The organism is Nocardia sp. CA-129566 (genome assembly GCF_050956075.1).
GTDB lineage: Bacteria > Actinomycetota > Actinomycetes > Mycobacteriales > Mycobacteriaceae > Nocardia.
Map to the genome: position 1 here is coordinate 3143890 of NZ_CP192085.1, position 23352 is coordinate 3167241.

The window sequence follows — 23352 nt, forward strand, 5'->3', positions numbered from 1 at the left end:
GCGGCGCGAAATTCATCCAAGATTGCCTTCGTCGATGACCGGCGAGCGGTCGACTACACCCAACTCGAGCGGCGGACTCGGCGGTTGGGGGGACACTTGGCGGGACTCGGGCTGGCTCGCGGCGATCGGGCGGCTCTTCTCCTGCACAACTGCGTCGAGATGGTGGAGAGCTACTTCGCGATCAATCGCGCCGAAGGTGTGGCCGTACCCCTCGATCCGCGGTCGTCCGACGCCGAGCTGGCCTACCTGCTCGCGGACAGCGGCGCGAAGGTGTTGATCACCGATGACCGGCACCTGAGCCAGCTCGGTCGGGTCTTGGCAGGGCGCTCGGATGTAACCGCTGTCGTCGTAGCGACTCCGGAGGAGCTCGAGGGCACGCCGTTCACCGCCGTATCGTTCACTGAACTGGTCGATTCCGACCCGGCGCAGCCTGCTCCGGACGGACTCGGCTTGGACGATGTCGCGTGGATGCTCTATACATCGGGGACAACTGGGCGGCCGAAGGGTGTCCTGTCGACGCTGCGGAGCTGCCTGTGGTCGGTGGCCGAGTGCTACATCCCGATACTCGGACTGTCTTCCAGCGACCGGGTGCTCTGGCCGCTGCCACTGTTCCACAGCCTTGCGCACATCCTCTGCGTGCAGGGGGTGGTCGCCGTGGGTGCGATGGCACGACTGACCGAAAGTCCTTCTCCCGAAGAGACTCTCGAACTCGCCCGCTCGGACGACTACACGCTTATGGTCGGTGTCCCGACCACATACCACTACCTGCTGCGCGCAGCTCGCGAGCACGGCAGCCCGATGCGGTCGCTGCGAGCCTGCCTGGTGACCGGCGCGGTGGCGACCGCGTCCCTCTGTGCGGAGTTCGACGAGGTTCTGGGTGTGCCGCTGGTCGACAGCTACGGCAGCACCGAGACCTGTGGCGCGATCACCATGAACCGGCCTGGTGGGGAGCGAGTGGAGGGCTCGTGCGGACTGGCGATTCCGGGTCTGGGCATGCGGGTCGTCGACCCGGAAACACACCGAGATGTGCCGATCGGCCACGAGGGTGAGGTCTGGGTCAACGGGCCGAGTCTCATGCTGGGCTACCACAATGCCCCAGAGGCGACCGCGGCGGCGCTGGTCGATGGGTGGTATCGCACGGGTGATCTCGCGCGGCGTGACGAACGCGGATATCTCACGATCAGCGGCAGGCTGAAGGAGCTGATCATTCGCGGTGGGGAGAACGTGCACCCCGCCGAAGTGGAGGATGTGCTGCGGTCTGTCGAGGGCATTGCCGAGGTCGCGGTGGTCGGGAAGCCGCATGAGGTCCTCGGCGAGGTCCCGGTTGCCTATCTCGTACTCACCGAGACCGGTGGACTCGATGGCGAGGCGGTGTTCTCCGCCTGCCGCCAGCGCCTGGTGTATTTCAAGGTTCCCGAGGAGCTGTACGAGGTATCGCGGATCCCGCGCACGGGCTCCGGGAAGATCAGGCGGCGCACGTTGCTGGAACGCCCTGCTCGCCTGCTCGGTGCGCGGGGTGACGTGCTGTTCCAGATGAATTGGGCGCCTGGCGAGGTCACCGTGGTCGATGGTCCGGTTCGCTGGGTGTTGTCGGGCGATGGCGCGCGCAATGTGGCCGGTCTGTTGGGCGGTGGCGATGTCGTCGTGCGGTCAGCGGAGCCGACGCCGGTCGACGGCGATGCGGTGGTGGCGTATTGCCCCGAGCCCGTGGCCGTGGACGAGGCCGACACTGCGCAGGTGGTCCGCCAGGCGGTGGAGCGTGCCGCGAATGTGCTCCGGGAATGGTCGGCAGTGGACCGGGGCAGGCTGGTTGTGCTCACCTCCGGCGCGATGGCGACCGTCCCGGGTGAGGCGGTCACCGATTTGGCGGGCGCGGCGCTGTGGGGTCTGGTGCGCGCGGCGCAGGCCGAGCACCCCGGGCGGTTCGTCCTCGTCGATGTCGACGGCTCCTCGGTCCCCGCGCAGGCACTGGGCGCGGCGGTGCGGGGGGACGAGCCTCAGTTGGCGGTTCGGTCCGGGCAGGTTTTCCATGCGCGGCTGGCCAGGGCGCAGGAACCGGCGGCAGCGGGCGCGGTATGGGACTCGACCGGCACCGTGCTGGTCACCGGTGGAACCGACGGCCTCGGCGCTTCTGCCGCCCGACACCTGGCCAGCCAGGGGGTCCGGCACCTGCTCCTTCTTTCGCCCTCGGGACCCGATGCGCCCGGTGCCGACGAGCTCGCGGCCGAGCTTGTCGAGCTCGGCGCACAGGTGGAGATCTTGGCCTGTGCTGTGGCCGATCGGGATGCCTTGGCGGCGGCCCTCGTTCGGATACCAGCCGACCGTCCACTGACCGGTGTGATCCATGCTGCCGCGGATGACGAACTCGACACGGCATGGGCTCCGCAGGCAGACGCGGCTTGGTATCTGCATGAGCTGACCGCTGGCCTCCCGGTCACCGCGTTCATATTGTTCTCGAGTGCTGCCGGGATCCTCGGCGCTGTAGGTCGGCCGGGCGGAGCTGCTGGACACTCCTTTGTCGATGGTCTCGCACACTGGCGGCGCAGCAGGGGTCTACCGGCGACGTCACTGGCTTGGGGGCACTTGGAAGGAAAGTTCGGTCCATGTGGACGGCTGGGGGAGACTGATCGGCGTCGTCTTGCCCGCGTGAGCTTGCCGCTGTCGCACGCGCAGGCGCTGTCGGTACTGGACCGGGCGACATATTCGGAGGCACCGGCGTTGGTGCCGGTGCGGTTGGATATAACGGGCAATCACGTCGAGGTTCCGGCGCTGCTGCGCGGGCTCGCCGGACCCGATAACGACGGCGGCTCCGCGCTGGCGCAACGGCTACGCGGGTTGGTCGAACCCGAACAGCGGCGACTGCTGACGGACCTGATCCGGACCGAGATCGTCGAGGTGATCGGCACGGCGCCGGTGGTCCGTGCCGGGTCTGGCACCGCCTTCCGCGACCTCGGTTTGGATTCGGTGACGGCGGTGCAACTGCGCAACCGGCTGAGCGCGGCGACCGGCCTACGGCTGTCGACTGCGGTGTCTTTTGACTACCCGAGCCCCGATGCGCTGGCGGGCCATCTTCGCGAGCGTTTGCTCGGGATCCAGCAGCCGCTCGACGGTCCGACCGGGGCGGTTGCCTCGGATGAGCCGATTGCCATCGTGGGCATGGGCTGCCGGTTCCCGGGCGGGGTGGACAACCCGGAGGCCCTGTGGGCTCTGCTGGAAGGCGGCGTGGACGCCGTTTCCGGATTCCCGGAGAACCGCGGCTGGGATGCCGAGAAGATATTCGGCCCGGGGCTGGATGGGTTCCAGCCGGTGGGCGGTTTCGTATACGACGCGGACCAATTCGACGCGGGGTTCTTCGGTATCAGCCCGCGTGAGGCGCTGACCATGGACCCGCAGCAACGGTTGTTGCTGGAGGTGTCCTGGTCGGCGCTGGAGCAGGCCGGTATCGACCCGTCGTCGCTGCGCGGCACCCAGACGGGTGTATTCGCCGGGCTGATGTACCACGATTACGCGCTGCGGTTGGCGGATGTGCCGGGCACGGTGCAGGGATTCGTTGATCCGGGGACCGCCGCGAGCGTGGTATCGGGTCGGGTGTCGTATGTGTTCGGGTTCGAGGGTCCGGCGGTGACGGTGGATACCGCGTGTTCTTCGTCGTTGGTGGCGTTGCATCTCGCGGCGCAGGCGCTGCGTTCCGGGGAGTGCTCGATGGCGCTCGCCGGTGGTGTGACGGTGATGTCGACACCGGGTGCGTTCAGCGGGTTCGCCCAGCAGGGTGGTCTTGCCGCTGATGGTCGGTGTAAGGCGTTCGCTGCTTCGGCCGATGGCACCGGGTGGGGTGAAGGTGTCGGAATTCTTGTGTTGGAGCGGCTTTCCGATGCGCGGCGCAACGGTCATGAAGTCCTGGCGGTGATTCGCGGTAGCGCGGTGAACCAGGATGGTGCGAGTAATGGGTTGACCGCGCCGAATGGTCCGTCGCAGCAGCGGGTTATCCGGACCGCCTTGGCCAATGCTGGGGTATCGGCGGCCGAGGTGGATGCCGTGGAGGCGCATGGTACCGGGACAGCGCTGGGTGATCCGATCGAAGCCGAGGCGTTGATCGCGACCTATGGCCGAGGTCGTGATGAGGATCGTCCGTTGTGGTTGGGGTCGATCAAGTCGAATATCGGGCATACGCAGGCCGCTGCTGGTGTGGCCGGGGTGATGAAGATGATCCTGGCGATGCGGCATGGGACGCTTCCGGCGACCTTGCATGTGGATGAGCCCTCGCCGCATGTGGATTGGTCCACCGGTGCGGTGAAGCTGCTGACCGACCCGATCGCGTGGGAGGCGAACGGACGTCCGCGTCGGGCGGGGGTGTCCTCGTTCGGGATCAGTGGGACGAATGCGCATGTGATCGTCGAGGAAGCGCCCGCGGTCGACGGTGCGACGTTTGAGGCAGAGCCGGACGGCGTGAATTCGCCTGTGGTGTCGTGGGTGGTGTCGGGGAAGTCTGCGGGCGGGTTGCGGGCGCAGGCAGCCCGTTTGCATGAATTCACCACTGCCACAGCGGATCTCGATATGGTCGATATCGGATGGTCGTTGGTGTCGTCGCGTTCGCTGTTCGACCATCGTGCGGTCGTGGTGGGATCCGACCGCGAGGCGTTGCTCGCTGGTCTGGCCGCGGTCGTGGCTGGTGAGCCGAGTTCGGTTGTGGTGCAGGGTGTTGCGGATTCCGGCTCGGGTGTGGTGTTCGTGTTCCCGGGTCAGGGTTCGCAGTGGATCGGTATGGGCCGGGAACTGCTCGAGACCTCGCCGGTGTTCGCGGAGTCGATGGCCGCGTGTGAGCTAGCGTTGGCGCCGTTTGTGGAGTGGTCGTTGTCTTCGGTGGTGCGTGGTGAGTCCGATGCCCCGGGCCTTGACCAGGTCGACGTTGTCCAGCCGGTCTTGTGGGCTGTGATGGTGTCGCTGGCCGCGTTGTGGGAGTCGGTGGGTGTGAGTCCTGCTGCGGTGGTGGGTCATTCGCAGGGTGAGATCGCTGCGGCGGTGGTGGCGGGGGCGTTGTCGCTCGAGGATGGTGCTCGGGTTGTTGCTTTGCGTAGTCGGGCGATTGCCACTGTGGCGGGTCGTGGTGGCATGACGTCGGTGGCTGCTGCGGCGGAGCAGGTTCGTGGACTCGTGGGGCGGTTCGGGGATCGGGTGTCGGTGGCGGCGGTGAATGGTCCGTCGGCGACGGTGGTATCGGGTGATGTCGATGCGTTGACCGAACTGGAACAGGCGTGCGAGGCGAAAGGTATTCGGGCGCGGCGGATTCCAGTTGATTACGCCTCGCATTCGGTGGCGGTCGAAGAGATCGAAGACCGCATTCTTGGGGCGTTGGCGCCGGTTTCGGCTCGTGTTGGTCGTGTTCCGGTGTTTTCCACTGTCGAGTCCGGCTTCGTTGATGGTTCCGGGATGGATGCCGCCTACTGGTATGCGAATTTGCGGCAGGAGGTGCGGTTCCGGGAAGCCGTGGAGGGTTTGGTCGATGCCGGTTATCGGGTGTTCGTGGAGGTGTCGGCGCATCCGGTGTTGACTGCCGCGGTCCAGGAAACCGCCGAAAACGGTGGCGTGGGCGCGATTGTGGCGGGCACGCTGCGCCGGGATGAGGGTGGTCTGGACCGGTGGCTGCTCTCAGCGGCTGAGGTGTTCGCGCAAGGTGTTTCGGTGGACTGGGCGGGGATGCTCGCCGGTGGCCGCCGAATCGAATTGCCGACGTATGCCTTCCAGCACCAACGATTCTGGCCGGAGTCGGCCACACGATGGCAGGGCGTCATCCCCCGAGCCGAGTCCGGGGCAGCGGAAATCACCGATGCCGCCGGACAATCCGGGGTAGACGAATCGCCATTGGCTCAGCGACTGACCGGACGATCCGAGGCCGAACAAGTTCGGGGGCTGGCGGATCTGGTCCGCGGCCATGTGGCGGTGGTCCTCGGATACGCGTCGGCCGGAGACATCGATCCGAAGCGGGCACTGCGCGAACTCGGCCTCACTTCGGTGACCGCCGTGGAGCTGCGTAACCGGTTGGCGGTGGCGACCGGGCTGGAGTTGCCCACCACACTGGCTTTCGATTTCCCGACGTCGACGCGAGTCGCCGAGCACCTGCGGGACCGGTTCTTCGGAATCGGCGCACAGGAACCGAGTCCCGCGACCGTGCGGGCCGTGGACGAGCCCATCGCGGTGGTCGGTATCGGCTGCCGATTCCCCGGCGGGGTGACCAGCCCCGAGGAGCTGTGGACCTTGCTGGCCGAGGGTGGGGACGCGATCACCGGATTCCCGGACGGACGTGGTTGGGATATCGAAGAGTTCTTCGATGAGAACCCCGACCGACCTGGCAAATCGTATGTGCGCCAAGGCGGTTTCCTACACGACGCGGATATGTTCGACGCCGGGTTCTTCGGCATAAGTCCGCGTGAAGCGCTGGCAATGGATCCGCAGCAGCGGCTGCTGCTGGAGGTGTCCTGGGAGGCGCTGGAGCGGGCCGGGATCGACGCGACGATGTTGCGCGGCAGCCGGGCGGGCGTATTCGTGGGCGCCTCCCATCAGGACTACGGCGAGAGCCTGTCCGAGGATGCGGAAGGCTATACGCTGACAGGCAATTCGGCCAGCGTCCTCTCCGGCCGGGTGGCGTACGCCCTCGGGCTGGAGGGGCCGGCGGTAACCGTGGACACCGCGTGCTCGTCTTCGTTGGTCGCCTTGCATCTGGCGTGTCAGGCGCTGCGAGCCGGTGATTGCACGATGGCGCTGGCCGGCGGTGTCACCGTTTTGTCGTCCCCTTCATCGTTCGTGGAGTTCTCGCGACTGCGCGGGTTGTCCCGCGATGGGCGGTGCAAGGCGTTCGGAGCGACGGCGGATGGCTTCGGAATCGCCGAGGGCGCCGGAATCCTTGTGCTGGAACGGCTTTCCGACGCGCGGCGACAGGGACACCGGGTGCTGGCAGTGGTCCGTGGCAGCGCCGTGAATCAGGACGGTGCGAGCAACGGGTTGACCGCGCCGAACGGTCCGTCGCAGCAGCGGGTGATCCGGGCGGCTCTGGCCAATGCGGGAATGTCCGCCGCCGATGTGGATGTCGTGGAGGCACACGGCACCGGCACCACCCTCGGTGACCCGATCGAGGCCCAAGCCGTGATCGCGACTTATGGGCAGGACCGGCGCGAGGACCAGCCAGTGTGGCTGGGATCGGTGAAATCGAATATCGGACATACCCTGGCGGCCGCCGGCGTCGCGGGTGTGATCAAGATGGTCTTGGCGATGCGGCACGGGATGTTGCCCGCCACATTGCACGTGGACGAACCCTCGCCACATGTGGATTGGTCGGCGGGTGCAGTCCGGCTGGCGACCGAGCCGGTGCCTTGGCCGGACGGTGATCGGCTCCGCCGGGCCGGTGTGTCCTCGTTCGGCGTCAGCGGCACCAACGCGCACGTGATCATCGAGGAAGCCGTCGCTGCCGACACGGTTGTCGATGGCGCCACGCCACTGGTCGATGGTGCTGTGTCCCTGATGGTTTCGGCCAAGTCGGATAAGGCTTTGCGGGCGCAGGCTCTTCGATTGGGTGCGGCGATCGCCGCCGAGCCGGGACTGTCCTTGTCGGACGTCGCGCTTTCCCTGGTGTCCACGCGGGTGACGTTCGAGCACCGGGCTGTGGTCACGGGATCCGATCGTGAGGAGCTGTTGGCCGGTCTGGCGGCGGTGGCGTCGGGGGAGCCTGCTGCTGGTGTGGTCGAGGGTGTGGCCGGTGTCGGCGTGGAGTCCTCCGGTGTGGTGTTCGTGTTTCCGGGTCAGGGTTCGCAGTGGCTGGGGATGGGTGCCGAGTTGTGGGATTCCTCGCCGGTGTTCGCGGAGTCGATGGCCGCGTGTGAGCTAGCGTTGGCGCCGTTTGTGGAGTGGTCGTTGTCTTCGGTGGTGCGTGGTGAGTCCGATGCGCCGGGTCTGGATCGGGTTGATGTTGTTCAGCCGGTGTTGTGGGCTGTGATGGTGTCGCTGGCCGCGTTGTGGGAGTCGGTGGGTGTGAGTCCTGCTGCGGTGGTGGGTCATTCGCAGGGTGAGATCGCCGCCGCTGTGGTGGCGGGTGCCTTGTCATTGGAGGACGGTGCCCGCGTTGTCGCCCTGCGAAGCCGGGCGCTGGCGGGGCTGGCCGGGCAGGGCGGGATGACATCGGTTGCTGCGCCGGGTGATGTGGTGGCCCGGTTGTTGAAACGTTGTCGGGGCCCGGTGTCGGTCGCCGCCGTCAACGGCCCGAATACCGTCGTCGTGTCCGGCGATGTCGACGCGTTGGACGAGTTGGAGAATCTGTGCGCCGCGGACGGAGTGCGGGTTCGCCGGATTGCCGTGGACTACGCCTCGCATTCGGCGACGATCGAGGCCATCAGGGAACAGATCCTCGACACCTTGGCCGCGGTCGAGCCCCGGGCGGGGCGGTTGCCGATCTATTCCACCGTTGAGCCCGGCTTCATCGACGGGTCCGGTATGGACGGGGAGTACTGGTACACCAACCTGCGGCAGACCGTGCGATTCCAGGAGGCCGTCGAGGGTTCGGCCGTGGCCGGGAACCAGGTGTTCGTGGAGATTTCCGCGCACCCGGTGCTCACCACGGCGATCCAGGACATCCTCGACGGTGTCGGCGTGCCCGGGATCGTGGGCGCAACGTTGCGTCGCGACGAGGGTGGAGCGCACCGGTGGCAGCAATCCCTGGCTCAGCTGTATGTCTGCGGCGTCGACGTCGACTGGTCGTGCGTGCTCGGCGGCGGAGAGCCGGTTGGGCTGCCGACGTATGCGTTTCAGCGGCAACGGTTTTGGTCGAAGGCGGTGCCGACGGCAGCCGATGCCGGCTCGGCAGGTGCCGGGCATCCGATGCTGGGTGCCGCGGTCGAACTGGCCGACGGCGAGGGTTTCCTGTTCACCAGCAGGCTGTCGCTGCGTTCGCATCCCTGGCTGGCCGATCACGCCGTTCGAGGGACGGTGCTTGTCCCCGGCACCGCCTTCGTGGAGCTGGCGGTACGGGTAGGAGACCAGGCCGCGTGCGGCCGGGTCGTGGACCTGGCGCTGGAACAACCGCTGGTGCTGCCCGCCGACGGCGCAGTGCAGATGCAAATCTTGATGGGCGCGGCCGACGAATCGGGCCGACGCCCTGTCGACATGTACTCACGTCCGGCGGACGCGTCCACTGATCAGCGTTGGACCCGTCATGCCAGCGGCACCCTCGCCCCGGCCGACAGCGGACCTGTCAGCGAGATCCCTTGGGAGACATGGCCACTCGAGGATGCCGCGCCGATTCCCGTCGACGGTCTCTATGAAGGGCTGGCCGACCACGGCTACGAATACGGCCCGTTGTTCCAGGGTCTGCGGTCGGTGTGGCGGCGTGGTGGCGAGGTATTCGCCGAGGTCCGGCTGCCGGAGGAGGCTGCCGAGCAGGCCGGTGAATTCGGATTGCACCCCGCCTTGCTCGACGCGGCCCTGCACGCCGCCTCGTTCACCGGTGCCGAAAGCGATACGACACCGGGCGGTGACATCGCCCGCCGCGGCCTTCTTCCGTTCGCGTGGAGTGGTGTGTCGCTGCACGCTTCTGGTGCGCGTGGGTTGCGGGTGTGGTTGCGGCAGTCCGGTGACGGTGTGCTGACGTTGGCGGCGGTTGATGAGACCGGTGCGCCTGTGATCGGTGTCGAGTCGCTGGTGCTGCGTCCGATGCAACAAGGTTCGTTGGAGGCTTCGCGGGTCGGGCGGGATTCGCTGTTCGCGGTGGAGTGGGTTCCGGTGTCGGTGCCGGAGAGCACCGAATTGTCCTGTGCACTGGTGGGTTCAGATTCGCTTGGTCTGAATTCCGCTGTTGGAGTATCGGTCTGCTCTGATCTGACTGAATTGGCAACTGGGACGTCGATTCCGGATATCGCTGTGTTGGCATGCGCTCCCGTGCAGTCCGTCGATCCCGCTGTGGCTGCCCATGTGGTGGCTGGGCGTGTGTTGGGTGTGGTGCAGGAGTGGTTGGCCGAGGATCGGTTTGCTGATTCGCGGTTGTTGGTGGTGACTCGGGGCGCTGTTGCGGTGGTTCCGGGTGAGAGTGTTCGGGATTTGGCTTCTGCTGCGGTGTGGGGTTTGGTGCGGTCGGCGCAGTCGGAGGATCCGGGTCGGATCGTTTTGGTAGATATCGACGAATCGGGCTCGGACAGTGTGGATCTCATTGCCGTTGGTGCGGTTGATGAGCCGGAGTTGGTAGTGCGGTCGGGGCGGGTGTTGGCGCGGCGGTTGGCGCGGCCGGTGTCCGATGGTGTGCTTGCTGTCCCTGCCGGGGGCGGTGCCTGGCGGCTGGAGACCGCCGAGGCCGGCACACTCGAGAACCTCGCGTTCGTGGACAGCCCGGAAGGCGCGGTTCCGTTGGGGCCGGGGCAGGTTCGGGTTGCCGTGCGCGCGGCGGGATTGAATTTCCGGGATGTGCTCATCGCCTTGGGTATGTACCCCGATGTCGCGCTGCTGGGTGCCGAGGGTGCCGGTGTAGTGCTGGAGGTCGGTCCGGGCGTCGAGGGCTTCGCTGTCGGTGACCGGGTAGTTGGCATGCTCGACGGCGGGTTCGGGCCGGTGGCGGTGACGGATCACCGGTTGCTGGTGGCCATACCCGAGAGTTGGTCGTTTACCAGGGCGGCGGCGGTGCCGGTGGCGTTCGCGACCGCGTGGTATGCGCTGGTCGATCTGGCCGATGCGCAGCCGGGTGAGCGGGTGTTGATTCATTCGGCGGCTGGTGGTGTGGGTATGGCGGCTGTTGCTATTGCCCGGTATTTGGGTTTGGAGGTGTTCGGAACCGCCTCGCCTGGTAAGCATTCGGTGCTTGTGGGTTTGGGTTTGGATGCCGGACATATTGCGTCGTCGCGGTCGGCGGAATTCGAGCAGCATGTGCTCGATACCACGAACGGTGCGGGTGTGGACATCGTGTTGGACAGTCTGGCCGGTGATCTGGTGGATGCGTCCCTGCGGCTGTTGCCGCGTGGTGGCCGGTTTGTGGAGATGGGTAAGACCGACATCCGCGATGCTGGTCGGGTTTTCGAAGACTATCCGGGGGTTGTTTACCGGGCATTCGAGTTGGGGGAGGCAAGCCCGGAACGGATCGGCCGGATCATCGCCGAGGTGATCGGCCTGCTCGAGCGCGAAGCGTTGGCTCCGCTTCCGGTGGTGGTGCGGGATGTGCGTCGTGCTCCGGAGGTGTTCCGGTTCATGAGTCAGGCTCGGCATGTCGGCAAGATCGTGTTGCGGATCCCGCGTGCTATTGATGTGGGCGGCACGGTGTTGATCACTGGTGGGACAGGCACTTTAGGTGGCTTGTTGGCGCGGCACTTGGTCGCTGAGCACGGGATTCGGCATTTGGTGTTGACCAGCCGCCGGGGCTTGGATGCGCCGGGTGCGGGCGAGTTGGTCGCGGAGCTGGAGACCGCCGGTGCGTCGGTGGCGGTGGTCGCATGTGACATTGCCGAGCAGGACGCCGTCGCCGAGCTGCTGGCGGGGATTTCGCCGGAGCATCCGTTGACGGCGGTGGTGCATGTCGCTGGCGTGACCGATGACGGTGTGATCGGATCGCTGTCGCCGGAACGGGTCGATGCTGTCATGCGTCCGAAGGCCGACGCGGCATGGCATCTGCACGAGCTGACCCGGGCTTCGGATCTGTCGGCGTTCGTGTTGTTCTCCAGTGCCGCAGCGGTTCTCGGTGGTCCGGGTCAGGGCAACTATGCGGCGGCAAACGCCTTCGTCGATGCGTTGGCGCAGCACCGCCAGTCCGAGGGCTTACCGGCGACATCGCTGTCGTGGGGTCTGTGGGCCGAGGCCAGTGGTCTCACCGGTCACCTCGACCAGGCCGACCTCGGCCGTTTCGGTCGGGCCGGAGTGGGCGCGCTGTCGACCGCCGAGGGCTTGGCGCTGTTCGATGCGGCGCTGCGGCGGCCGGAGCCACACCTGATGCCGGCTCGGCTGGAGCTGACGGGTCTGGGTGCGCGGGGTGAGGTGCCGCCGCTGATGCGTGCTCTGGTGCGCGGCCCGGTTCGGCCGGTTGCCCGCACGGCCGCAAGGGATTCCGCGTCGGGGCTGGCGGCGCAGCTTACGGGCCTGTCGGTTCTCGAACAGCAGTCACGACTCCTCGATATCGTTCGCAGACATATTGCGGCAGTGCTCGGGCACGCCTCACCGCAGAACGTCGACTCCGACCGCGCCCTGCGCGATATGGGTTTCGACTCGTTGACCGCCGTGGAGCTGCGCAACCGGCTGACGAAGGCCACCGGACTGCATCTGCCCGCTACCCTGGCCTTCGATTACCCGACGCCGGAGCGGCTGGTCGCCCACCTGCGATCCGAGTTGGTGGACGCCGAACCCGAAGTATCGGCTCCTGTTCCGGCGGTGGCCGCGCCGAGGGACGAGCCGATCGCTGTCGTGGGTATGGGCTGCCGATTCCCGGGCGGTGTGGACAGTCCAGAAGCGTTGTGGGAGTTGCTGACCGGAGGTGTCGACGCGGTATCCGGTTTCCCGGAGAATCGCGGCTGGGATGCTCGCTCACCGTACGATGCCGAGTCCGGTCGCACCGGCGCGTCCTACGCGCGGGCAGGTGCTTTCCTGCACGACGCGGATATGTTCGATGCCGCATTCTTCGGGATCAGTCCGCGTGAGGCATTGGCGATGGACCCGCAGCAGCGATTGCTGCTGGAGACCTCGTGGGAAGCGTTGGAGCGGGCCGGACTGGATCCGTCGGCGCTGAAGGGCAGTCCGATCGGGGTCTTCGCCGGTACCTTCCATCAGGGCTATGAGACCGGCCACGAAGAAGGCGCCGAGGGTTACGGTGTCACCGGTACCTCGACGAGTGTGGCCTCCGGGCGAGTGTCGTATGTGTTCGGGTTCGAGGGTCCGGCGGTGACGGTGGATACCGCGTGCTCATCGTCGTTGGTGGCGTTGCACCTTGCGGCGCAGGCGTTGCGCTCCGGGGAATGCACCATGGCCCTGGCCGGTGGTGTCACCGTTATGTCGAGCGAATTCGCGTTCGTGGAGTTCGCTCGGCACGGTGGTCTTGCGGCTGATGGTCGGTGTAAGGCGTTCGCTGCTTCGGCTGATGGCACCGGGTGGGGTGAGGGTGCCGGAATCTTGGTGCTGGAGCGGCTTTCCGATGCGCGGCGTAATGGTCATGAAGTGTTGGCGGTGATTCGCGGTAGCGCGATCAACCAGGATGGTGCGAGTAATGGGTTGACCGCGCCGAATGGTCCGTCGCAGCAGCGGGTTATCCGCGCGGCGCTGGCGAATGCCGGGATAATTGCCGATCAGGTGGATGCTGTTGAGGCGCACGGTACGGGTACCACGTTGGGTGATCCGATCGAGGCACAAGCACTGATTGCGACCTACGGCCAGAGCCGTGATGAAGAGCGTCCGTTGTGGTTGGGGTCGATCAAGTCGAATATCGGGCATACGCAGGCTGCTGCTGGTGTGGCCGGGGTGATGAAGATGATCCTGGCGATGCGGCATGGGACGCTTCCGGCGACCTTGCATGTGGATGAGCCCTCGCCGCATGTGGATTGGTCCACCGGTGCGGTGAAGCTGCTGACCGACCCGATCGCGTGGGAGGCGAACGGACGTCCGCGTCGGGCGGGGGTGTCCTCGTTCGGGATCAGTGGGACGAATGCGCATGTGATCGTCGAGGAAGCGCCCACGGTCGACGCCGAGGAGTCGGAGGGAGAGCCCGACAACGAGTCCTTGACGCCAGTGCGGGGGCAGGCTGCGCGGTTGCGTGAGTTCGCCACCGCGAACGTCGATCTCGATCCAGTGACAGCGGTGGTGCCGTGGGTGGTGTCGGGGAAGTCCGAGGCCGGGCTGCGGGCGCAGGCGTCTCGGTTGCACGAATTCGCGACTGCGAAGGTCGATTTCGATCTGGTGGATGTCGGGCATTCCCTGGTGTCGTCGCGTTCGCTGTTCGAGCACCGTGCGGTCGTTGTAGGCGGCGACCGTGAAGAGTTGCTGGCTGGTTTGGCGGCGCTTGCGGCTGGTGAGCCGAGTTCTGTTGTGGTGCAGGGTGTTGCGGATTCGGGGTCTTCGGGGACTGTGTTCGTGTTTCCGGGTCAGGGTTCGCAGTATGCCGGTATGGGGCTGCAGTTGTGTGCGGGGTTCCCGGTGTTCGCTGAGGCGTTCGCCGAGGTGTGTGATCTGTTGGAGGCTGAGCTGGGTTTGCCGGTGCGGGAGGGTTTGGCTGATCCGGGTTTGGTGGATCAGACCCTGTATGCGCAGGTGGGTTTGTTCGCGGTGGAGATCGCGTTGGTGCGGTTGTTGGAGTCGTGGGGTGTGATCCCTGATGCGGTGGCTGGTCATTCGGTGGGTGAGATCGCTGCGGCGGTGACCGCGGGGGTGTTGTCTCTGGGGGATGGTGTGCGTCTGGTGGCGGCTCGGGGGCGGGTGATGCAGGCGCTGCCGGTGGGTGGGGGTATGGCCGCGATCGAGGCATCGGAATCGGAGATGTTGGCGTGGCTGGTGGATTCGGCTTCGGGTGTGGTGGTTGCTGGGGTGAATGGTCCTGCGGCGGTGGTGGTTTCGGGTCGGTCGGTAGAGATCGATGAGGTTGTTGAGGTGTGGCGGGGTCGTGGTCGTCGGGTGCGGCGGTTGCGGGTTTCGCATGCGTTCCATTCGCCGTTGATGGATCCGGTGTTGGACGAGTTGGGTGAGGTGGCCGAACGGCTTTCGTTCGCTGAGCCGGTGATCCCGTGGATCTCGACGGCGACCGGTAATCCTGTTACCGGCTGTGATGCCCGGTATTGGGTGGATCAGGCGCGGGGTGCGGTGCGCTTCCATGACGCGGTAACGACCCTGGCCGTTGATGGTGGGGTGTTTGTGGAGGTCGGTCCGGGCGCGGCGTTGTCGGCGATGGGACCGGGCTGCGTAACGGACGACAGTCGCGCGGTGTTCGTGCCGTTGATGGCCGGTGAGGGTGACGAACCGCGAGCGGTCGTCACGGGGTTGGGGCAGGTGTTCGCCGGTGGTGTTCCGGTGTCGTGGGAGCGATTGTTGCCTGAAGGTCGGCGGATTGCTCTGCCTACCTACGCTTTCCAACGCCAGCGCCACTGGCCGCAACCCACCGCCACTGCACGGGCTGCAATGGGATCGGTTGCGGAGTCGGGTCTTTGGGCCGCGATCGACACAGGCGATGTTTCCGCGATGGCGACGGCACTCGAGGCCGACCTGCGGCTCGATACCCCGCTGGGCGCCGTGCTGCCTGCATTGTCCTCGTGGCGACGGCGCGAGCAGGAGAAGAGCGCAGTAGACAATCTGCGGTACCGGGTTGTGTGGCGTCCGGTCGCTCCCACGACCGGGCTGGTTTCGGGTACCTGGTTGGTATTGGCTCCGACCGAGTCCGCCGAGGACGGTGCGCTCATCGCGTGTGTCACGGCGCTGACCGGTCAGGGAGCCTCGTCGGTGGTCGTAGCGGTGGATGCCGATCGCGAGGCGTTGGCCGATCGGCTGCGTAACGCAACCGCCGACCCGGTCACCGGAGTGCTGGTGATCGCTTGGGATTCCGGCGTGGTGTCGACGGCGGTGGCGGCCCAGGCGTTGGGCGATGCCGGTGTGAGCGCGCCCATGTGGGTGCTGACCCGGGGCGCGGTGGCAACGGGCATCGGCGACGACTTCTTCGACCCGGGACAGGCATCGGTGTGGGGCCTCGGCCAGGTGGCCGCGCTGGAGCTGGGTACTCGGTGGGGTGGCCTGATCGATCTGCCGGAAATCGTCGATGAGCGTGTCTGGTCACGGCTGGGCGGTGTGCTCGCCGCCGGTGCCGAGGATCAGGTGGCCATTCGCGGAGCCGGAGTGTTCGCGCGTCGACTGGACCGAGCAAGGTCGTCGGCGAGCGGCTCCGGCTGGTCGCCGAGGGGCACCGTGCTGGTAACCGGCGGCACCGGAGCCCTGGGTGGTCATGTGGCTCGATGGTTGGCCGCCAATGGCGCCGAGCGTGTGGTGTTGGCCAGTCGGCGCGGCATGGACGCGCCGGGCGCCACGGAATTGGTTGCCGAGCTGGAAAAGCTTGAGGCCGAAGTGATTACGGCGGCTTGCGACGTGGCCGATCGCGACGCCCTGGCGAGCTTGCTGGAGACCATTTCCGGAATAACGGCCGTCGTCCATACGGCAGGTGTGCTCGACGACGGCATGCTGGAGACCTCGACCCCCGAGCGTTTCGCCGCCGTGCTGGCGGCCAAGGCGGTGGCCGCGGTGAATCTCGACGAGCTCACCCGTCCACTGGACTTGGACGCGTTCGTGCTCTTCTCCTCGCTGGCCGGGGTCATCGGTAACCTCGGACAAGCGAATTACGCTGCGGCCAACGCTTTCCTGGATGCACTGGCACAGCAGCGCCGCGCTCGCGGGCTCGTCGGTACCTCGATCGCATGGGGTCCGTGGGCGGGCGACGGCATGGCTCGGCACGCGACGGCGGCAGATCAGGCGCGACGGCACGGATTCCGTCCGCTTGCTCCCGAGCTGGCGGTGTCGGCCATGCGAGAACTCGCGGTCGCGGACGACGCCGTGACAATCGTCGCCGATGTCGACTGGGCACGGTTCGTTCCGGTCTTCACCGCGACGCGAACCGCCCCCTTACTCGGCGACCTGCCGGAAGTCAGCGGAATCCTCGCAGCGCCAAGGGAATCCACGCGCCACGAATCTCCGCTGGGGCAACGGCTGGCCAACCGGTCCGAGGCGGAGCAGTACCGCGTGGTGCTGGACCTGGTCTGCGACCATGTCGCCGCCGTACTGGGCCACGGCTCGTCAACCGACATCGAAGTCGGACAGGCGTTGCAGGACATGGGATTCGATTCGATGACCGCGGTGGAACTGCGCAACCGGCTCGGTTCGGCGACCGGCTTGCAGCTGCCGGCGACGCTGGTGTTCGACTATCCGACCCCGGTCGCAGTGGCCAAGTACCTGCAGGCTCGGGTGCTGGGCGCGGACAGCGACGTTGCGGCGGCGGTGGCTCCCGCGGCGGCCGCATCGGATGAACCGATTGCGGTGGTAGGCATGGGTTGCCGGTTCCCTAATGCGATAGACAGCCCAGAAGCGTTGTGGGACTTGCTCTCTGGAGGTATCGACGCGGTCGCCGACTTCCCGGACGACCGAGGCTGGGACGGCGATGCGGTGTTCGGCGCCGATCTTGCGGAGATCTACCGGGCACAGGGTGCGTTCATCGAGGGTGCGGCGGAGTTCGACGCCGGGTTCTTCGGGATCAGCCCGCGTGAGGCGGTGGCGATGGACCCGCAGCAGCGGCTGCTGCTGGAAATCTCGTGGGAGGCGTTGGAGCGGGCCGGGATTGATGCGTCGGCCATGCGGGGGAGCCCCACCGGTGTGTTCGTGGGCACCAACGGGCAGGACTATGGGACGTTGCTGGCCGAAACTGCCGACAACGACGGCGGATTCGGCCCTACGGGTGCTGCGGCCAGCGTCGTGTCGGGTCGGGTGTCGTACGTGTTCGGGTTCGAGGGTCCGGCGGTCAGCGTGGATACCGCGTGCTCATCGTCGTTGGTGGCGTTGCACCTTGCGGCGCAGGCGTTGCGCTCCGGGGAATGCACCATGGCCCTGGCCGGTGGTGTCACCGTGATGTCCACTCCCGTTGCTTTCGGTGGGTTTGCCCGACAGGGTGGGCTGGCACGAGATGGTCGATGTAAGGCGTTCGCTGCTTCGGCTGATGGCACCGGGTGGGGTGAGGGTGCCGGAATCTTGGTGCTGGAGCGGCTTTCCGATGCGCGGCGCAATGGTCATGAAGTGTTGGCGGTGATTCGTGGTAGTGCTGTTAATCAGGATGGTGCGAGTAATGGGTTGACCGCGCCGAATGGTCCGTCGCAGCAGCGGGTTATCCGTGCGGCGCTGGCCAATGCCGGGGTGGCTGCCACTGGTGTTGATGTGGTGGAGGCGCACGGTACGGGTACCACGTTGGGTGATCCGATCGAGGCGCAGGCTCTGCTGGCTACTTATGGGCAGGGTCGTGATGAGGATCGTCCGTTGTGGTTGGGTTCGATCAAGTCGAATATCGGGCATACGCAGGCTGCTGCTGGTGTGGCCGGGGTGATGAAGATGATCCTGGCGATGCGGCATGGGACGCTTCCGGCGACGTTGCATGTGGATGAGCCGTCGCCGCATGTGGATTGGTCTGCGGGTGCGGTAAAGCTGCTGACCCAACCAATGGCGTGGGAGGCGAATGGGCATCCGAGGCGTGCGGGTGTGTCGTCGTTCGGTGTCAGTGGGACGAATGCGCACATCATCGTCGAGGAGGCACCCACCAGCGAACCGTCGGCCGACGGTCCTGCGGCGGTCCCGGCGCCGGAGACGGTGTCGTGGCCGGTGTCGGCGAAGTCCGAGGCGGGGTTGCGGGCGCAGGCCGCTCGCCTGCACGAATTCGTCACCGCCAGTGTGGATCTCGACTCGGTGGATATCGGATTGTCATTGGTGTCGTCGCGGTCGGTGTTCGAGCACCGCGGGGTGGTGACCGGCGCTGACCGGGATGAACTGCTGGCCGGTCTCATGGCACTGGCCGCGGGCGAGCCCGCCGCGGGTGTGGCCGAAGGCGTCTCGGGTATCAGGTCTTCGGGTGTGGTGTTCGTGTTCCCGGGTCAGGGTTCGCAGTGGCTGGGCATGGGTGCCGAGTTGTGGGATTCCTCGACGGTATTCGCGGAGTCGATGGCCGCGTGTGAGCGGGCGCTGGCTCCTTTCGTGGATTGGTCGTTGTCGTCGGTCGTGCGCGGTGCGGAGGGTGCGCCGAGCCCGGATCGGGTCGATGTCGTCCAGCCGGTCCTGTGGGCGGTGATGGTCTCGCTAGCCGCACTGTGGGAGTCAGTAGGTGTGAGTCCTGTTGCGGCGGTTGGGCATTCGCAAGGTGAGATTGCCGCGGCAGTGGTGTCGGGTGGGTTGTCGCTCGAGGACGGCGCCCGGGTTGTCGCTTTGCGCAGTCAGGCCTTGGCGGAATTGGCCGGGCTCGGGGGCATGGTGTCGGTCGCTGCCCCGGTCGAGTTGGTCCGCGAAATGGTCGACCGCTGCCGGGGCCGTGCGTCGGTCGCGGCGATCAACGGCCCAGCCGCGACCGTGGTGTCGGGGAATGTCGACGCGCTGGACGAACTCGAAGGACTGTGTGAAGTGCAGGGTGTCCGGGTGCGCCGGATCCCGGTGGACTACGCCTCGCACTCGGCGGCCGTCGACGAGATACAGCAGGAGATCCTGCGCGCGCTGGCGCCTGTCGCTCCTCGGGCCGGGCGGATTCCCCTGTATTCCACCGTGCAGCCCGGCTTCATCGATGGGGCCGGGATGGACGCCGCGTACTGGTTCGCCAACCTGCGACAGACCGTCCGATTCCAGGAGGCCGTCACAGGTTTGGCCGAATCCGGTCATCACGCGTTCATCGAGATCTCCGCGCACCCGGTGCTGGTCTCCGCCATTCAGGAATCCCTGGAGAACCGGGCGGGAGCCGAGGCCGATACCGGATTGCCCGCCGATACGGCGGTGGTCGCCGGGACACTGCGCCGCGACGAGGGCGGCCTGCGCCGCTGGCAACAGTCGTTGGCCGAGGTGTTCGTGCGGGGTGTATCCGTGGATTGGGCCGCTGCCCTCGGTGGTGGCCGACGGGTCGATCTTCCGACGTATGCCTTTCAGCGACAGCGATTTTGGCCGACCCGGATTCCGGGAGCCTCGCTGCGTGGTGATGTGACTTCGGTGGGATTGAGCGCGGTGGAGCATCCGATGCTCAGCGCCGCAGTGGATTTGGCCGGTGATGCGGGGCTCGTGTTCACCAGTCGCCTCTCGCTGCAGTCCTACCCGTGGCTCGGTGATCACGCGGTACAGGGCTCGGTTCTGTTGCCGGGCACCGCATTCCTAGAACTCGCGGTGCAGGCGGGCGACCGCTGCGGGTGTGGATCGGTCGAGGATCTGGCATTGGAGCAACCTCTGGTACTGCCCGAGCGCGGCGCGGTGCAACTTCAGGTCATGGTCGGCGGCGCGGACGAGGCGGGGCGCCGGACGGTGAGCACGCACTCGCGGCCATCGGACGCCGCCGCGGATGCGGCATGGGTTCGCCACGCCAGCGGAACCCTGGCCCCTGGCGGGAATGTCGACGCGGAAACCGCCGACCTGCGGGTGTGGCCGCCGGCCGAGGCCACACCGATCAGCATCGACGGTCACTACGACGAACTCGCCGATCGCGGTTACGACTACGGTCCGACATTCCGTGGCCTGCGGGCAGTTTGGCGGCGCGGCGACGAGGTGTTCGCCGAGGTCCGCCTGCCGGGGGAGACCGATGAACAGGTCGGCGGCTTCGGACTGCACCCGGCATTGCTGGACGCCGCCCTGCACGCCGCTGGATTCACCTCTTCCGACAGCGGGCAGGCACTGCTGCCGTTCGCGTGGGGCGGGGTGTCGCTGCACGCCGCCGATGCGCGGGCTTTGCGAGTCCGGTTGTCGCAAACCTCTGGCGGCGCACTGTCCATACTCGCGGCCGATGACACGGGCGCTCCGGTGGCGACCGTCGGATCTTTGACGCTGCGACCGTTCTCATCCGCCCATGTGGACATCGCTCCGAACGCACAACAGCAGTCGTTGTTCGCGGTGGACTGGGTTCCTGTGTCGGTGCCGGAGAGTGCCGAATTGTCTTGGGCGCTGGTTGGGTCGGATGAACTGGGCCTGAACTCCGTTGCTGGAGTGCCGGTTTACGAGGGGCTGGCCGAGTTGGCGACTGGGACTTCGATTCCGGATGTTGCCGTCGTGACATGTGTTTCCGCGGAGTCCGGTGATCCGGCTATGGCTGCCCGTGCGATGGCTGGCCATGTACTGGGTGTGGTGCAGGAGTGGTTGACCGAGAGGCGGTTCGCTGATTCGCGGTTGTTGGTGGTGACTCGGGGCGCTGTCCCGGTGGTTCCGGGGGAGAGTGTTCGGGATCTTGCTGCTGCTGCGGTGTGGGGCTTGGTGCGGTCGGCGCAGTCGGAGAATCCGGGCCGGATCGTTCTGGTCGATATCGATGAGTCGACTGTGGATGTGGCGGCGTTGGCTGGAGTGTCCGGTGAGCCGGAGCTGGTGGTGCGTGGTGATCGGGTGTTGGTGCGGCGGTTGGCGCGGTCGGTATCCGACGGTGTGCTGTCGGTTCCGGCAGGTTCCTGGCGGTTGGCTCCCGGTGCAGGGGGGACGTTGGAAAACCTGGCTTTGACCCAATGCCAGGAGATGTCGGATCCACTGGGGCTGGGTGAGGTGCGCGTGGCCGTGCGTGCGACCGGAGTGAACTTCCGGGACGTTCTGATCGCGCTGAATGTTGTCCAAGCCGGAGCCCTGGCTATGGGAAGCGAGATTGCCGGTGTGGTGGTGGAGGTCGGCCCGGGGGTCGGGTCTCTCGCTGTGGGTGATCGCGTACTGGGTATGGCCGAGGGTGGTTTCGGGCCGGAGGCGGTGATCGATCACCGGCTGTTGGTGCCGATGCCGGAAGACTGGTCGTTTACCAAGGCCGCGGCGGTGCCGGTGGCATTCGCTACCGCGTGGTATGCGCTGGTCGATCTGGCCGATGCGCGGCCGGGTGAGCGGGTGTTGATTCATTCGGCTGCTGGTGGTGTGGGTATGGCTGCTGTTGCTATTGCTCGGTATTTGGGTTTGGAGGTGTTCGGAACCGCTTCGCCCGGAAAACATTCGGTGTTGTTGGGGATGGGGCTCGATGCCGGACACGTTGCCTCGTCGCGGTCGGCGGAGTTCGAGCAGCACGTTTTGAACACGACCGGCGGTGCGGGTGTGGACATCGTGTTGGACAGTCTGGCCGGTGATCTGGTGGATGCGTCCCTGCGGCTACTGCCACGAGGCGGGCGATTCCTGGAGATGGGCAAGACCGACATCCGCGACGCCGAACAGATCGCCGAAACCTATGCGGGCGTGGCCTACCGAGCGTTCGACTTGCCCGAGGCCGGTCCGGAGCGGATCGGCGAGATGCTGGCCGAGGTGGTCGGTCTGCTGGATCAGGGTGTGTTGGTCGAGTCTCCGGTGTTGGTGCGGGATGTGCGTCGTGCTCCGGAGGTGTTCCGGTTCATGAGTCAGGCCCGGCATGTCGGCAAGATCGTGTTGCGGATCCCGCGCCCGATTGACGCCGACGGCACTGTCGTGATCACTGGTGGGACAGGCACTTTGGGTGGCTTGTTGGCGCGGCATTTGGTTGCTGAGCACGGGGTTCGGCATTTGGTGTTGACCAGTCGTCGTGGTGTGGAGGCTCCGGGCGCGGGCGCGTTGGTCGCGGAGTTGGAGGCCGCTGGCGCTGAGGTGGCGGTCGAGGCGTGCGATATCGCTGACCGGGATGCCGTGGCCCGGTTGCTGACTCGGGTTGGTGATCGTGGTCCGGGTTTGACGGCGGTGGTGCATGCCGCTGGTGTGCTCGATGACGGTGTGATCGGGTCGTTGTCGCCGGAGCGGGTCGATGCTGTGATGCGTCCGAAGGCCGATGCGGCATGGCATTTGCACGAGTTGACCGAGGCGTTGGATCTGTCGGCGTTCGTGTTGTTCTCCAGTGCCTCGGCAACTTTCGGTAGTCCCGGGCAGGGCAACTATGCGGCGGGTAATGCGTTTTTGGATGCGTTGGCGCAGCAACGTCAGTCCGAGGGTCTTCCGGCGGTGTCTTTGGCGTGGGGTCTGTGGGCCGATGCCAGTGGTCTCACCGGCCATCTCGACCAGACCGACCTTGGCCGACTGAATCGCAGCGGATTGGCGTCGATGACGACGGCGGAGGCGCTGAGCCTGTTCGATGCGGCGCTGCGGCGGACCGACGCACTGCTGGTCCCCACCTGCCTCGACCTGAACGAACTTCGCACCGGGTCGGTCGAGGTGCCCGCACTGTTGCGCGGCCTGGTCCGCAGGCCCGTCCGTCGCACGGCCCATACCGCGGCAGAGACCGATCGTGGAATGGTTCAGCAACTCGTCGGAATCCCTGTCGCGGAACAGAATCGCATGCTTCTGAACCTGGTCCGCGGCAATATCGCCGCCGTTCTCGGTCACACGTCACCGCAGGACATCGATCCCGGCCGAGCACTGCGTGATCTGGGATTCGACTCCCTGACCGCGGTCGAGTTGCGTAACCGACTCGGATCGGCGAGCGGGCTGCGACTGCCCGCCACTCTCGCCTTCGACTATCCGACACCCGCGGATCTGGTCGCGTATCTGCGGACCGAAATCCTCCGGGACGAGGTTCCGACTTCCGACTCGCTCTCCGCTGAGCTCGACAAGATCGAATCTCTGCTCTCGGCGGTGCCCGCGGCGGACGAGACACACAGGCAAGCCACCATCCGGCTGCGGGAAATCCTGGCCAAATGGGGTGATCCGAGCATTCAGCCGGAACACCAGCAGGTCACGCAGAAG

1 pseudogene is annotated in these 23352 nt (G+C 66.5%); it reads left to right on the forward strand.

The features are described 5' to 3' along the window. A pseudogene (locus ACQP0C_RS13780) lies at positions 1 to 23145 on the forward strand (type I polyketide synthase); the annotation flags it as partial. Between the last annotated feature and the right edge of the window lie 207 nt (positions 23146 to 23352).